The sequence below is a fragment of the Arsenicibacter rosenii genome, from assembly GCF_001870735.1.
Taxonomy (GTDB): Bacteria; Bacteroidota; Bacteroidia; order Cytophagales; family Spirosomataceae; genus Arsenicibacter; species Arsenicibacter rosenii.
Window position 1 is genome coordinate 55,778 of record NZ_MORL01000005.1, and the last position, 15,809, is coordinate 71,586.

Here is a 15,809-nt window from a genome sequence, read left to right on the forward strand (position 1 = left end):
CTAAGAGATTGCTTTTTTACTAATTCATGCGCATTCCAGAAGATACCGTTGAGCGAATCCGCCAGGCGGCAGACATTGTTGAGGTGGTAAGCGACTTTGTTTCGCTTAAAAAGAGGGGGAGTAATTACATTGCCTGCTGTCCGTTTCATAACGAAAAAACGCCCTCTTTCAACGTAAACCCGACCCGCCAGATTTACAAATGCTTTGGCTGCGGCAAGGCAGGTGATCCGGTGCGGTTTGTGATGGACGTCGAAAACATCGGCTATGGCGAAGCGTTGCGGTATCTGGCCCAAAAGTACAGCATCGAGATTGAAGAGCAGGAACAGACCCCTGAAGAAATCATACGGCAGAACGAGCGCGAAAGCCTCTTCATTGTCCTGAATTTCGCCAAAACCTTTTTCCAGAATACCCTTCTTAAATCAGACGAAGGCCAGAGTATCGGGCTGAGTTATTTCCGTGAACGGGGCTTTACCAATCCGACCATCGAAGCCTTTGAGCTGGGCTATAGCGTTGACCAATGGGATGCGCTGATGCAGGAAGCCGAAAAACGGGGATACAACCGTGCGCTGCTCGAAAAAGCCGGCCTGATTCTCACCCGTGAAGGCAATGCTCCCGGTCAGGTAAAGCAGTATGACCGCTTCCGGGGCCGGGTTATGTTCCCGATCCATAATGTATCGGGACGCGTCATCGCTTTCGGCGCGCGGATTCTGAAAACCGATAAAAACCAGCCGAAATACCTTAACTCCCCGGAGACCGAAGTTTACCACAAAAGCCAGGTCCTATACGGCATTTCACAGGCCAAACAAACCATACGGCAGGAAGATAACTGTTTTCTGACGGAGGGCTACACGGATGTTATTTCATTGTATCAGGCTGGTATCAAAAACGTTGTAGCTTCGTCGGGCACCTCGCTGACCATGGAGCAGATCCGGTTAATCAGCCGGTTTACGCAGAATGTAACCATGCTGTATGACGGGGATGCAGCCGGTATTAAGGCGGCACTCCGGGGCGTTGACATGGTACTGGAAGAAGGCCTGAATGTCAGCATTGTCACGTTTCCCGACAACGAAGACCCCGACAGCTACGTGCGCCGGGTGGGGGGCGAAGCGTTCAAAACATACATCAAAAACAACGCGCTCGACTTTATCCGGTTCAAGGCCGAGACACTCCTGCGTGATGCCGGCGAAAACCCGTTCCGGAAGGCGGAGGTTATCGCGGAGGTTGTCGAAAGCATTATCAAAATCCCGGACCCGCTCAAACGGCAGATTTTTTTCCGGAATACGGCGCAGCAGCTGAACGTTGACGAGCAGACGCTCATTTCGGAAGGGAACCGGCTCATCCGGAAACAGCACGAAAAGAAAGCGCAGGACGCCGACCGGCAAGAGGCAACAAACCGCCGGCAGGAGCGTAATCGCAGTAACAACGCCCCCGGACCAGGTTTCCCGCCGCCGATGGAACCATCGGAGGAGGAATGGAATGCGCTCTTTGCGGGGGCTGGTATCAGCGGCCCGGCACCAGCGGATATGCCCCCACCGGCTCCGGATAACCGCTCGGGTACTCCCGCAACCCCGAAACTACAGCCGGCCAAACCCGTCAACCGCACACCGCTCTCCTATCAGGAAGAAGAATGTATCCGGTTACTGATCAACTACGGGCACCGGGAGCTGGAACCCGGCATTTCGCTGTGTCAGTATATGCTCAGCGAGCTCGACGAGATTGATTTTCAGACGCCGCCCTATAACCTGATGCTGGCCATTTTCCGTGAGGCTTTCGTTCGGGGTGAGATCCTGACAGCCGACGATTTTCTGAACCGGCCACCGGAAGCAGGCGATTATAACCTGCAGCACGAAACCATCCATATGACCACGCCCAGGCACGAAATCAGCGACGGCTGGCAAAAGCACGAAATCCACGTGCCGACGGAGGATGAGCTGAAGATTCTGTCGGATCTGGCCTACACCAACATTCTGCGCATCAAAAAAATGATGGCCGAAGAACGGATGTACGCCATTAAACGCCGCCTGTCCGACACCAGCAGTCCCGAAGAACAGGACCACCTGCTGGTCGAGTACATGCATTACAAACGCGTCGACGTAGAAATTGCGAAGTTGCTTGGCACGGTCATTTCCGGGTAAATGACCGGCATAGTGTATAGAACAAAGCGGCCGCCGGGACGAATGTCCCGGCGGCCGCTTCTATTTTCTTCGGAGAGACTAGATAACCTGAGCACTAAGTTCGATTTCCTCGCCTGTTTTGTGCAGGAACCGGAAATCCATCAGACCCAGCGAACTATCCTGAATCAGTTTAACCCAGGTTTTGTACTTCCAGTACCATTGCCATTGCCGCGAACGAATCCAGCCCTTGGTAAAGTAAGCATGCAGGAACGGATGTAAAATCACGGTTATCCCACGCTCATTTTGTCGGGTCAGGATATAATCGAGATTATTCTCGATTACGTCGGTAACAAGCACACTGGCCTGAATAGTGCCGGTTCCGCCGCAGGTCGGACAAACCTCACGGGTTGCGACGTTCATTTCGGGGCGAACGCGCTGGCGCGTTATCTGCATAAGCCCGAATTTAGTCAGCGGCAGGATGGTGAACTTTGAGCGGTCGAATTTCATTTCATCCCGCATCAGGTCATAAATCAATTTCTTGTTTTCGGCCCGCTTCATGTCGATGAAGTCCACCACAATAATGCCTCCCATATCGCGCAGGCGCAGCTGTCGGGCAATTTCTTTGGCGGCTTCGCGGTTCACGCTGATGGCCGTGGCCTCCTGGTCTTCCTCGGAGTTCGATTTGTTGCCACTGTTCACGTCGATGACGTGCAGGGCTTCTGTATGTTCGATGATCAGATAACCGCCTCCGGGTAAGCTCACCGACCGGCCGAAGAGGGATTTGATCTGTTTTTCGAGCCCGAGGGCTTCGAAGACTTTACTCTTGCCGGAATAGAGTTTTACGATTTTCTCTTTTTCCGGCGCAATCGTGTGAATGTAGTGCTTTATTTCGTCAAAGGCCTCCCGCGTGTCGACGGTGATACTGTCAAACGACTCGTTCAGCATATCGCGCAGGATTGACGAAGCGCGGTTCATTTCACCCAGTACCCGGTCGCGGGGTTTAGCCTCGCGGAGGGCTTGCATAGCCGTTTCCCACTTATCAAGTGAGTTCTGGAGGTCACGGTCCAGCTCTTCCACTTCCCGTCCCTGTGCCACTGTCCGTACGATGACCCCAAAGTTCTGAGGTTTCAGCGACGACATCAGTCTGAGCAAGCGGGTTCGTTCAGCGCGGTCAGTAATCTTTTTTGAGATATTGACCGAGTTAGCAAATGGCACGAGTACCAGATAACGCCCGGCAATCGATATATCACAGGAAAGGCGCGGGCCTTTCGTGGATATGGGTTCCTTAACTACTTGCACCAGGATCGGCGCTCCCTTTGCCAGCACCTTATCGATTTTGCCGATTTTTTCGATTTCCGGCTCTAATTTGAAATTGTTGAGCCGGCCGGTATTGGCGCGCTTGGCGATAATATCCTTAGTAAACTTATTAAGCGAATTGATATTCGGCCCTAAGTCCTGATAATGGAGAAACCCGTCTTTTTCGTGGCCTACGTCGACAAACGCGGCGTTCAGGCCCGACGACAGTTTCTTAATTGTTCCTAAGTACAGATCACCAACCGTAAAGCTGCTGTCCAACTCTTCGACGTGATACTCCTGCAGGCGTTTGTCCTGCAAAAGAGCAATCCGGTCGCCTTTCTGAGTTGAACTAATAACTAATTCATTGCTCACAAGTTGAAGACGCGATTAAGGATGGCATGTCTTAATAAAAAAGAAGAAGCCGCGCGTTGAATACGGGGCTTCTTATATGCGTAGCAGCTTGCCGTTGCAGTGAGCCGTCTCAACCTGCTCCTGTCACTGCTACTGCTCATTATTTTTTCTTATGCCGATTCTTCCGAAGCCGCTTCTTCCGCTTGTGGGTCGCGATCTTATGACGCTTTCTTTTTTTACCGCAAGGCATACGTGTCTTAAGGTTAAATATGTAACAATTGTCGGCTAATCACCCGATTAGCCCGTTATCTTTCAGCAGCGCTTCAGGAGGAATAATGGTTCATGTAACCTGACATAATGTGGCATATACCTGTCATTGTTCATTATACATCACTCATTATTCATTTACGCTTCCGCGTACTGCTTCATTTCAAGCGCTCTTCGTATTCACGAACAGCGGCCAGAACCTGTGGATCTTTTTCCTGGGTCTTTACCTTAGCAAGGACCTTCCGGGCTTCTTCTTTCTGCCCGGCCTCTGCCAGGCTGATACCTAAATAAAACTGCGCTTTGCGGCTGGCCGGGTTATTGGTCAGAATCTGCCGGAAGCGATCAATTGCGCGCTGATACTGCCCCGACTTCATTGACAACAGACCCAGATTAAACAGAGCCAGCTCATTTGTCGGATCTTGCTGCAACACCTCACGCAGGAGCATGATACCCTGCATCGGCGTCTGCGTACTGACATAGGTCATGGCCATATTGGCTTTCGCCGTCAGCAGATCCGGATTCGCATCCAGTGCTTTTTTGTAGAAAGCGCGTGTTTGTTCACCCAGATAGGCAGACTTCTGATCATCAACGGCAAAACCGTACGCTTCGAAATAAGCATCTCCTGCCACCAGATTGGTACGTTCATTGGGCATACTTTCTGCCAGTTTACCGGCATAGTAGGCTGCACTGTCATACCGGCTGGCCTCTTTAAAGGCTGCCATCAGCTGGCCGGTTACGGCTTCTTTCTGCGTTTCACCGGCAGTGGCCAGTTTTTGTTTCAGCTCATCCACACGCTTTTGCTGCTCAGGAGCAAGGGGGGCATTGTGGGCGGCTGAAGGCATTTCCGAAGCCTTTGAGTCTGAGGGCGTCTGTGATGAAACCTGATCCGTCACACGACCACCCAGCTTTTTGTCTTCATTACGGACAGCCACTTTCGGCAGGCTGTATAACCCAACCGTAAGTGCTGAAGCTACTACGACAACAAGAAGAATGGATTTGTTCATTGATCACTATTTAATTCACAAACGCCTTCAGCCCCTTAAGCAGTTCCCGATCAGAGAACCAGGTTCTGTGCAAAACGCGGCGGCGCTTATTCAGCAGCTACGCCTGATTTTACACTTGATTTCACTTGCTCTACGAATACTTTAGCCGGCTTGAAGCTCGGGATAAAGTGTTCATCGATAACCATAGCCGTATTTTTAGAGATATTCCGGGCTACTTTCTTAGCTCTCTTCTTGTTAATGAAGCTGCCAAACCCTCTCACATAAATCGGCTCCTCTTTGGCCAGCGACTCTTTTACTACCGTAAAAAACGATTCTAAAGTATGCGCTACTTCAGCTTTGTCAATTCCGGTTTTTTCGGCAATTTCTGCGATTACGTCTGCTTTCGTCACGACTTTCTAAAACTTTAACGTTTACTGAGTTGTTGAAAAATCAGGTGTCAAAAATGGGAGTACAAAGGTATGGCTTTCCATTAGAAATTAAAAGTAAGGTTTTCGTGTTTTTCCGTCTTTAATCACATTTTTTATTTTATTTTGGATTGGCAATCAGACAATAAACCCAACGAGGTAACCGTTCAAGACACTTTTGCGCCGGTTCTGGAAGCATGGTATGAACGGCATAAACGAAACCTGCCGTGGCGGCACACCCGCGACCCCTACGCCATCTGGCTTTCAGAAGTAATTCTGCAACAAACCCGTGTTGCTCAGGGACTTCCCTATTACGAACGTTTTTTAAATACCTATCCGCACGTACGGGCGATGGCCGAAGCCGATGAACGGGATATTTTACGTCTCTGGCAAGGGCTCGGCTACTACTCGCGGGCCCGCAATATGCATCAGACAGCCCGTCAGATTACGACAGAACGGGCCGGTAAGTTCCCGGATACCTACCAAAGTCTGTTACAATTAAAAGGTATCGGCGCCTATACGGCCGCAGCGATTGCTTCTTTCGCCTTCGGTGAGCGGGTTGCCGTCGTTGACGGGAACGTCTACCGCGTGCTGGCACGGGTTTTCGGCATTTCTGAAGACATTACCACGACTCAGGCACGGAAAACCTTTGCCACGCTGGCTCAGCAGCTGATTCAGGCCGCCAATGACCCGGCTACCTATAATCAGGCTATCATGGAGTTCGGTGCGATTCAGTGTACGCCTGTTGCGCCTGACTGCCTGCTCTGTCCGGTGCATGCACACTGCGTGGCCTTTCAGACCGGCCGGCAGCATCTGCTTCCCGTTAAGAGCAAAAAAGCAGCCGTCCGCGAACGGTTCTTTACGTATATCGTACTGACGCGGCTGCACCCTGACCAGGGGCTGCAGCTGGCTATGCGGGAACGTACCGATCGTGATGTCTGGCAGAACCTGTACGACTTTTACCTGATTGAAACCGATGAGCCGAAAGAAAGCCTGCGGGAGCTCTCCTTACCTGAAAATTTGTCATTCATTCTGCCAATTTCAGTCGCGCAGGGCCATCCGGTAAAGCTGGTACAACTTTTGTCACACCAACGTATCAGAGGCTGGTTTTATCAACTAATTGTTCCGTATGAGGCGTCAGAAAGGCTACCTGACGGTTTTTCATGGTTTACCCCGGCGGCAGCCGAGCAACTGCCAAAGCCGGTTCTGATCACGAATTATCTTCAGAATCAGCTTGGATAAGTCTTTTTTTCGGCGTATCTTTAATCTCTCTGTGCCACGCAGTTTTTTCATATATTAACGACAAAACAACAGATATGGCTGGTGTTAACAAAGTAATTTTAATCGGTAATCTGGGAAGTGATCCGGAGATCCGCTATCTTGACGGAGGCTCAACAGTTGCCCGTTTTAATATCGCCACAACCGAAGCATACACAAACCGTAATGGTGAGCGTGTGGAGCAAACCGAATGGCACCGGGTCGAGTTATGGGATAATCTGGCAAAAATTGCCGAACAATACCTGCGCAAAGGCCATCAGGTATATATCGAGGGGAAACTGCGCAGCGAAACCTGGCAGGATAAAGACGGTGTTCAGCGTACCGGTGTACGGGTACGGGGCACCGGTATGACGCTGCTCCGGAATCCGGCCGAAGGCAGCGAGTCAACAGGCCCCGCCTATTCGGCACAACCGGCAGCGGCCAGCCAGAGCCAGCCGGCTGCACCGGCGGCCAGACCAGCTCCGGCTCCGGCTCCGTCACCAGCCCCGAGACGACAGCCCGAACCGGTACCTTTTGAAAACAACGGCGGAGACGACGATCTCCCCTTCTAGTACGTTGTCCGTATACAACAACTTCAGGCCGGTCATTATCCAGACGGCCTGAAGTGTTGTATACGGACCTGAAATCAGTGTGAACCAAATACAACCTGAATGGATCCGGGAGACCCGTCGATACGACAGGTGTTACCAGCAGCCGATGCCAGCTGGAGCACCTACTTCAACGAATATGGCCTGTTTGCGGCCCTGTTGCTATTACTTTTGGTGCTGGCCAGTTTAGCTTCAGCCACCGAAGCGGCCTTCTTTACCCTCACTCCTGAACACCGTAACAGTTGCCGGGAAAGCACTGATCCCGCTGACAAACGGATTGCCCGGCTGCTCGAACGACCACGCCGGCTGCTTGCTTCTCTGGTTATCCTTAACAACACCTTCAATATCGCCATCGTCGTTATTGTTACCTATCTGACTTGGCATACAGCCCAGCACCTGAAGGCATCGGCCTGGTGGCTCATTGGCGGAACCCTGCTGACAACGCTGGCCATCGTTCTTTTCGGTGAGATTATTCCAAAGCTGTATGCCAGCCAGAACAACATTACGGTCGCCCGTCAGACGGCTCCGCTGGCCCAACTCGCGTTGTTTTTATTTAAGCCCTTCTCGATTCTGCTTGTCAACCTCAGCAACCAGATTGATAAACGCATCCAGCGCCGCGGCTACCGGGTGTCGGTCGAAGAACTGAATCAGGCCGTTGATCTGGCCGGCAGCGACTCAACGGCCGAAGAGCGCGAAATCATTAAAGGCATTGTCAACTTCAGCAACCTGACCGCGCGTCAGGTTATGCGTTCCCGGGTCGATATTTCAGCGGTCGATTTTAATTTTACCTTCACCGAACTCATGGAACGGATCAACGTGTCGGGGTATTCCCGTATTCCGGTATTTAAGGAAAGCATTGACCAGGTCGAAGGCATTCTTTACATTAAAGACCTGCTTCCGCACCTCAATGCCGACCATGATTTCTCATGGCAACACCTGATCCGTCCTGCCTTTTTTATTCCCGAACAAAAAAAAGTTGATGACCTGCTTCAGGACTTTCAGAAAAAACGGGTGCATCTGGCCATTGTCGTCGATGAATACGGCGGAACCCGGGGCCTTGTAACACTGGAGGATATTATCGAAGAAATTCTGGGCGACATCAACGATGAGTTCGATGACGAAGAACTGGCTCCTTTTCGCCGGATCAATGATCACACCTTTATTTTTGAAGGTAAAACCGCCTTATCGGATGTCTGCCGCGCACTCGACATTGATCTTTCCCTTTTTGATGATATCCGGGAAGGCAGCGAATCGCTGGGTGGTTTACTCCTCGCGCTTTTCAATCATTTGCCTGGCGAAGGGGAAGAAATCAGTACGCAGGGGCTTACCTTTCATGTACTGAAGGCAGATCATAAGCGTATTCATGAGGTCAGAATTACGCGTAAAGCTGAGCAGGAACGACCTGAATCCGTGGCGTCAAAAGAATCATGACCAGAATTACAAGCCATTTACTAAAAAAACCTACTAAATAATGTACATATAAGCGCTGTATCATCTTATTTTAATAATTTGTAAAGCCAATCTCTAGCGAAATAAGAAGATGAGTCTGATAGCAACACTGAAAACCGCACTTAAGCGCGTACTCCGCCCTGAGCCTAAACCCCTTACGGATTTCGAATACCGTACCCTTCCCTGGATCGATAAAAAAGAGGCTGACATAGATGCTTTTATCAGGCAATACGGACGCAAAAATGACTTCCCGTATGACCTGCGGGAGAAGCTTCAGTTCTGGAAAGAAAACGGCTATGTTATTCTGGAAAAAGCGATTCCGGACAGCTGGCTGGATATGCTCTGGAGTGAAGTTGAGGAGGTCTTTACCAACAATGATAAGTACGCCATTAAAATCCAGGTAGACCTGCCTGAATACACGGGCCGTTCCGTTCAGATAGCCAAAGACCTGCCTCAGAACGTAATCAATGGGCAATACATTAAAGTAATTGACTTTCACAATAGCTCGGTTGCCGCCAAAAAAATCATGCTGCATAAAAGCATTGCGTCTTTTCTGGAAGCGGTTTTCGGTGATCGTGTCATTGCGATGCAAAGCTTATTTTTTAAGTATGGCAGTCAGCAGGCAACGCATCAGGATTTTGCCTATGTGGTATCTGAAAATCCAAGCCATCTGGCTGCGGCCTGGATAGCGATGGAAGACATTCACATCGATTCCGGACCGCTTTTTTATTACCCCGGCTCACATACCAATCAGAAATTTAATTTCGGTAACGGTATTTTCTTTAATGGTCAGTCTGCCCGGGATCCAAACGATTTTGCCCGGTTTATCGAAGCAAACTGTACGGCCCTTGGCCAGCAACGCAAGACGCTTCTGATTAAAAAAGGGGATGTATTGCTCTGGCACGCAGCCCTCGCACACGGTGGCGATGCAATTAATAACCCGGCGTTGACCCGTAAATCATTTGTTTGTCATTATTCCTCGCAGAATGCCTATCGCCATCACCGCCAAAAGCCGGACGAAGAGCCGGTACGGCATACCTACAACGGCGCTGATGTATTTGCCCATCCGTTCCTGAAAGATCACGAAGATCTGTTTAAAGGGGGCGAAGATCTGTAAGCATTCCGTTCAACCAGTATCAACGAAAAACGCAGGTGATGAGCCTGCGTTTTTCGTTGATACGACTTAAAATTAACGGATTATCCGTTTCACCGAAATCGGAATACAGACGGCCGGCGGGCACTGACAGGTGTCGGGCAGGAGTACCGTCTGGTCGCGGTAGCAACCCAAGGCGTCGTAAATCCGCACTGTATACGACTTATTGCCCGACAGGCCCGTCGCCACTACCCCGTTCGGCGGTACGGCAGTCAGCGTCGGAGTTGCAACCGTGAAGCTCGTCCCTTCCGAAACTGCATACTGATACATCCCCGGCGTTGCCCCCAGACCCGTCACCCGTAGCTGACCGTCGGCATTGGCCTGCGACGCTGCACATGTTGGCGCCGTTGGCACCACCGTAAACGAGGTCACCTCCTGCTCTTCGATGATGATCGGGCAGCAGGACTGGTCAGGGCACGCCGCCTGCGCATTCACCACTAAACGGTATTCCCCTGCCTGCGTGGCGGTGTAGCTGCCCAGAGCCCCCTCGTATACCTTTGTCTCCACACCCGACACGGGCTTGAAGTACCACTGGTACAGACTATACCCTGCCGGCGCATTCAGCCGGATCTGGTAGCCCGAGTCCTTGCAGACACGGATCGGGACACTCGTGCATACGTTGGCCGTATCGCCCGGCATCGACGCCGTGTTGTAAAGCACACCGTCTGCCGTGATACTCACCGAATAAGTCAATGTGGCTACAGTCCCGCCATTCAGCTGCCCGACACTCCACTGATTCGAAAACACCGAATACGTCCCGGCATTGGTACTTACCGACGCGGGCAAGATGGTCAGCCCTGACGACAGCACATCGTTTACCAAAATGCTATAGCCCGCCGCATTGCCCGTGTTGCTTATCATCACCGTATAGCTGATCACATCGCCCACCTGCGCCCGTGAGGCACTTACGACCTTATCCAGGTTCAGTATCGGCGCACCCGAAATACCCGTCACCGTTACACTTTTAACATCGCTACAGGTCGGCGTCACTACGCAGGACACCGAATAGACATTCGTTCCCTGACTGGCGGTGGCCGATGCCACACTACCACTGGCGCCGGCAATACTCCACTGCAACTGGCCGCTGGTACAGCCTGAGGCGGTCAGACTCACCACGCTGCCGCTGGCAACGGTCAGGCTACCGGTGGTGAGAGTGACACCGGGGACAGCCACCACTGTCACCTGCGCGGCCACTTCGACGCTGTTGGCTCCGGTGGTACAGATGGCCGTGTAGCCCTGTGTCTGCGTAGGCGTCACCACCACACTGGCGGTCGTCTGCCCGTTGATGCCGTTGCCCAGCCAGCTCAGCGAGCCGGTGCAGCCGGTAGCGGTCAAGGTCACGCTTTGTCCCTGACAAACCATCGCATCAGCCACTATTAAATCATTGGTATTGGCACTACCCACCGATACCTGCGCCGTAGAACGGCAACCCAGGGTCGTCACACAGGTAACACTATATTGACTACTAACGGCTGCCGGTACGATGATACTGGTTTTGCCGTTGTCAGCCGCGCCGGTTGACCAGGTCAGGCTCCCGTTGGTGCAGCCGCGTACGGATACGGTAATGGCTGTTGAACTGGCGGCCGAGGTGCGGCTGATGGTCAGGCTGGCCGGTAAAACGACCGTGGCCACACCAACGGCCGAAGAAGCCGGGCCCGTTTGTGGGGTACAGGTCGCCGTATAAGCCGTTGTCTGGGTCAGAACCGGCGTTGTCAGGCTGTTACCCGTCGTACTGTTCGACCACGTTACTGTCCCGTTGGCACAGCCCGAAGCCGTCAGGGTGGCACTGCTGCCGGAGCATACCGTCGCCGATACCACCACTAAACTCGCCGCTGGCTGGGTGTTGACGGTGATGGTGGCCGTCGTCAGACAGCCCGGACCCGTCAGACACGTGGCACTGTAAGTTTGTGTGGTCTGGGACGGCGTTACGCTGATGGTGGCGGTGTTTTCTCCCGTCGACCACGTCACCGTGCCCCCACAGCCGATGGCCGACAAGCTCACCGGCGTGTTGACCGTTACGTTGGTGGCGCTCGCCGCCAGGCTCAGCACCGGCTGTGGCATTACTGTGGCCACACCAACGGCCCAGGTCGTTGAACCGGTCTGGGTCGTACAGGTCGCCGTATAATTCGTTGTCTGGGTCAGAACCGGCGTTGTCAGGCTGTTGCCCGTCGTGCCATTCGACCACGTTACTGTCCCGTTATTGCAGCCCGTTGTCGTTAATACCGCCGCCGAACTATAGCAAACCGTCGCCGATACCACCACCAGACTCGCTGCCGGTTGGGTGTTGACGGTGATGGTGGCCGTCGTTAAGCAGCCCGGACCCGTCACGCACGTGGCACTGTAAGTTTGTGTGGTCTGCGATGGTGTCACGCTGATGGTGGCGGTGTTTTCTCCCGTCGACCACGTCACCGTGCCCCCACAGCCGATGGCTGACAGGCTGACCGGTGTACCCACCGTCACGTTTGTTGAACTGGCCGCCAGACTCAGCACCGGCTGTGGCATTACTGTGGCCACACCAACGGCCCAGGTCGTTGAACCGGTCTGGGTCGTACAGGTCGCTGTATAATTCGTTGTCTGGGTCAGAACCGGCGTTGTCAGGCTGTTACCCGTCGTGCCATTCGACCACGTTACTGTGCCAATACAGCTTGATGCGGTCAGGGTGGCCGAACTGCCGTAACAGATGGTTGCTGAAGTTAACACAAGCGATGGTGCTATGGTACAGCTGGCCGGAGCACTATAAGTTGCGAGTGCCGAACTACAGCCTGCCAGTGTTATGACTACCGTATGCGATCCGGTACCAGACTCAAGGCCTGTCAGCGAATAGGCAACCGAAGTTGCTGAAGCACCGATGGCCAATGTCTCCGAGTAGGTCCCATCAGTGATAACAGCGGTTCCGCCAGGCGTATTGGTCAGACTGATTGTTCCCGAAATGCTGTACTGATTATTCAGTGAATTACACACCATTGGTGTTACGGTAGCTGACAGAGAACATACACACACCTGCTGTGGCAACACCGTGGTCAGTACCGTATAGCAGCACGGGCCGTTGTACACCACGACGCTATAGCTTTGTCCGGTCGATGAGGCCGGATTTGCTAAGCCGGTAAACGAAGCCGCCGACGCGCTGACCGGCTGACTACCCGTAGCAGTGTAGCTTGGTACAGAACTGCCTGCCGCTACTAAAAATACCTTATCGCCGTTCTGAATACCCGTTAGCAATATCTCGGCATCGCTGTTAGCGGTAATGTTTGAACACGTGGCCTTTACCGTACTGACGCTGGTAACAGCCGTTGTCAGGCAGATAAAGCCGGCATCAATTGTATGGTTTACCGAACCGTCTGTACCGGTTGTAAGAGAAACAGCAGGCGCTGTTATCCCCGCTACCGTAGCAATTACTGCATCCGAATCGTTTAAATCACTGGCACTCGTTACGCTTGAGTTGGCAGTGGTTAACTGATATTTACCGTTGTCTTTTGTCAAAATACCACCCGCAAACTGACCGTTAACACCAAAAACAAGGGTATAGGCCGTGTTGGGCTGGATGAGCGTTGTGGATGTGGTTCCGGCAACGGTACTGCTTACAGGATTATTATTGAAGTAATATTCACCGGCAGCATTTGTGGTTGTACTGGCAATCAGTGTACTCCCCTGATACAAGGCAACGTTGATACCAGCCAGTGCTTTTTCACAGGGATCCTGCACACCATCTTTATTACTATCAACCCAGACACGGTTACCGATCTCGATATATTCCGGTACGTCGCATCCCAGCTCGATATCGCCTAAACCGGCTGCTTTGCCAAAGAGTCCGGAGTCTATTCGTCCCTGATAAACAGCATATCCGCTGTTTTTTTGTCCTGTGGTATTGTTTGCATGGATCACACCTCCGATATCAAACGGATTGTAGGAATAGTTTGCAGGCGTATCAAATCCCAGAGGATCCATAGCCGTCACCAGCACCTCGCCTGAGCCCGGCCGGATAGCCAGTGCCCCTAAAACCGTTTCGGCATGATCGATCAGCGGCGAACTGCCATTATACTGGTAGACAAGGTTTTCATTATAGAACTCACCAAAACCTGGTCCCTGGTTATTGGCAGGTCCATACCCGACCGCCGGACCAGCCTTGGCAGCGTTTTCCAGAATATATGTCCCATTAGCATAAAAAGCTCTCAGAATATCTCCGCCAGCCGTATTATTGTAGAACTGCGTTGTATTATTAATATCAGGTGAATAATTCCTGTTACCTCCAATAAAACCAGCACGATCGGCAAAGGCCAGAATCATCGCTCCATCAATATCAAATTCAATATCTGACAGGATGGGCATTGGGTACACAAAGGAATAATGATCTGTCCCCATGGTCCGTAACGCAGCCGTATAGGTGGCCCAGTCATCTGTCCACGGATACCAGCCTGTCCGGTTAATGATACTGCCATTCGCATCCGGAAAACCTTTAGGATATGTCAGCGGAAAATCAAATACAGTTGTCCAGGCGGTTCCATCCCACTTATATACATATGCCCGCATATCTGATTTATTCTGCGAAACACCGGCATCACAAACCGCACCGACAAACACGTCGCCATCTTTCACGGCCAGACCATATGGCCGGTACGTACCACCGGTACAGCCCGGATCAGGAATCGCAAATGACCGGGTATTGGCAGCAGTCGGTTTGGTAACTCCATCTGCGTTGTAAGCCGTAATATCCACTGAATACAGTTTCTTATCATGCAGACTGACAAACCACAACGTATTGCCATCGGCACTGATGTCTAAATCACCGATACCAGCACGGCCAATCTGACTCAGCGTGCCAGGGTCATGAGTCGGCGTTGTTTTGCCGGCATCCAGACCACGGGCAACGTTGGACAGAACCGGGTCAGACGGATTATCAATCACCGCTCCCAGTGCTGTTACATTGACAAACTGACTTACTGTGGGAGCGGCAGGATTCGTGACATCAAGTATATAAATACCGCCAAGGCCCATCGGCCCCAGACCAGCATGCCGGCGTAGCGTTGCCGACATGAAAATCTTTTTCGTGAATTTGTTATAGGCATTGCCCCAAATTGAACCTACTTCCGACGCGTTGGCCAGGTGATTGGGCGGAGTATATCCGGAAGGCAAACCAGGTACGCCACTTGCAGAATAGGGGAAACTGACAACCGCATCCGAACCAGCTGCGGTTCCGGCCAGTAACGGGTCACCGTTTACAAAGCAGGAAACGTATACCATGGGCGAACTCTGGCAGTAATTGGCCGGATTTAACACCCCCAAATCAATCGTACAATCAGCCGCATCAACGAATTGTACCGTCGTCCGGCCGTCGGATCCGGCTAATGTTCCCTGACCAACATACGAGGGCAGATCCGTAAACTCAATCCGTAAGGGATAAGCTGAAGGAGCAATTGATGAAAAGACATACTTACCAAAGGCATCTGTGGTAGTTGTCCCAACTAAAGCGCCCGAACAATCGTAGGCCTTCACGGTCACATCAGGAACACCGGTTGATTCACCGATGTCTTTCCTGCCATCGGCATTGAAATCATTCCAGACGGTTCCTCCTGGTTGCCCGGCAACACAAACTGTCGGCTGACAGGCCGCCGGCAACGTAATTCCGCCGCTAACGGCTGAACATCCGGATACGCTTGTAAAAGAGGCGGCCACTGTCTGCCCGGAGGCCGTCGACGCCAAATCTACGTCAAACGCCACTACTTGCGGCGAAACGATGGTCTGGCTCTGCACACCAACCTGAAACCCGTAATCTACCTGGATAACACCCGGCGTTATGATTCGGCTCTGGCCCGCATACTGGACGACAATATTTCCGGAGGGCGGGTTTTGCCAGGCTACTTCAACGCTTATGGTAGCCTTACTCGCACCATTTACCGGGTAACATCCCG

9 protein-coding genes are annotated in these 15,809 nt (G+C 52.1%); 5 read left to right on the forward strand and 4 right to left on the reverse strand.

The window, feature by feature from the left end:
• Positions 1-26: 26 nt before the first annotated feature.
• Complete coding sequence (gene dnaG, locus BLX24_RS11360; protein WP_071503271.1) at positions 27-2,135, forward strand: DNA primase; 2,109 nt, start codon at positions 27-29, stop codon at positions 2,133-2,135.
• 78 nt (positions 2,136-2,213) lie between these two features.
• On the opposite strand, the gene BLX24_RS11365 is transcribed toward dnaG, so the two are convergent.
• From BLX24_RS11365 to BLX24_RS11375, 3 genes are all read right to left on the reverse strand, one after another.
• Positions 2,214-3,782, reverse strand: coding sequence for an Rne/Rng family ribonuclease (locus BLX24_RS11365; protein ID WP_083421930.1), 1,569 nt, complete (start codon positions 3,780-3,782; stop codon positions 2,214-2,216).
• Between the two features lie 404 nt (positions 3,783-4,186).
• Entirely contained in the window at positions 4,187-5,032 is an 846-nt protein-coding gene (locus tag BLX24_RS11370) for a tetratricopeptide repeat protein (RefSeq protein ID WP_071503272.1), read from the reverse strand.
• Between the two features lie 86 nt (positions 5,033-5,118).
• Complete coding sequence (locus BLX24_RS11375) at positions 5,119-5,421, reverse strand: HU family DNA-binding protein (protein WP_071503273.1); 303 nt, start codon at positions 5,419-5,421, stop codon at positions 5,119-5,121.
• 141 nt (positions 5,422-5,562) lie between these two features.
• Between BLX24_RS11375 and mutY the strand changes: the two genes are divergently transcribed.
• The 4 genes from mutY (at position 5,563) to BLX24_RS11395 (ending at position 9,867) form a co-directional block, all read left to right on the forward strand.
• A complete protein-coding gene (gene mutY / locus BLX24_RS11380) occupies positions 5,563-6,678 on the forward strand; it encodes an A/G-specific adenine glycosylase (protein WP_071503274.1) in 1,116 nt (371 codons plus the stop codon).
• Positions 6,679-6,752: 74 nt separating this feature from the next.
• A complete protein-coding gene (locus tag BLX24_RS11385; protein ID WP_071503275.1) occupies positions 6,753-7,265 on the forward strand; it encodes a single-stranded DNA-binding protein in 513 nt (170 codons plus the stop codon).
• A gap of 99 nt (positions 7,266-7,364) precedes the next feature.
• Complete coding sequence (gene gldE, locus BLX24_RS11390) at positions 7,365-8,732, forward strand: gliding motility-associated protein GldE (RefSeq protein ID WP_071503276.1); 1,368 nt, start codon at positions 7,365-7,367, stop codon at positions 8,730-8,732.
• 109 nt (positions 8,733-8,841) lie between these two features.
• Positions 8,842-9,867: a phytanoyl-CoA dioxygenase family protein gene (locus BLX24_RS11395; RefSeq protein ID WP_071503277.1), complete on the forward strand. Its 1,026-nt coding sequence runs from the start codon at positions 8,842-8,844 to the stop codon at positions 9,865-9,867.
• A gap of 72 nt (positions 9,868-9,939) precedes the next feature.
• On the opposite strand, the gene BLX24_RS11400 is transcribed toward BLX24_RS11395, so the two are convergent.
• Positions 9,940-15,651 carry an SdrD B-like domain-containing protein gene (locus BLX24_RS11400; RefSeq protein ID WP_218160689.1) on the reverse strand — a complete coding sequence of 1,904 codons (5,712 nt, stop codon included), beginning with the start codon at positions 15,649-15,651 and terminating at the stop codon, positions 9,940-9,942.
• Between the last annotated feature and the right edge of the window lie 158 nt (positions 15,652-15,809).

Excerpts from the sequence above, each read along its gene's own strand:
- dnaG (WP_071503271.1), top strand. The coding sequence starts at position 27 with ATGCGCATTCCAGAAGATACCGTTGAGCGAATCCGCCAGGCGGCAGAC.
- BLX24_RS11370 (WP_071503272.1), bottom strand. The coding sequence starts at position 5,032 with ATGAACAAATCCATTCTTCTTGTTGTCGTAGTAGCTTCAGCACTTACG.
- BLX24_RS11385 (WP_071503275.1), top strand. The coding sequence starts at position 6,753 with ATGGCTGGTGTTAACAAAGTAATTTTAATCGGTAATCTGGGAAGTGAT.
- gldE (WP_071503276.1), top strand. The coding sequence starts at position 7,365 with ATGGATCCGGGAGACCCGTCGATACGACAGGTGTTACCAGCAGCCGAT.
- BLX24_RS11395 (WP_071503277.1), top strand. The coding sequence starts at position 8,842 with ATGAGTCTGATAGCAACACTGAAAACCGCACTTAAGCGCGTACTCCGC.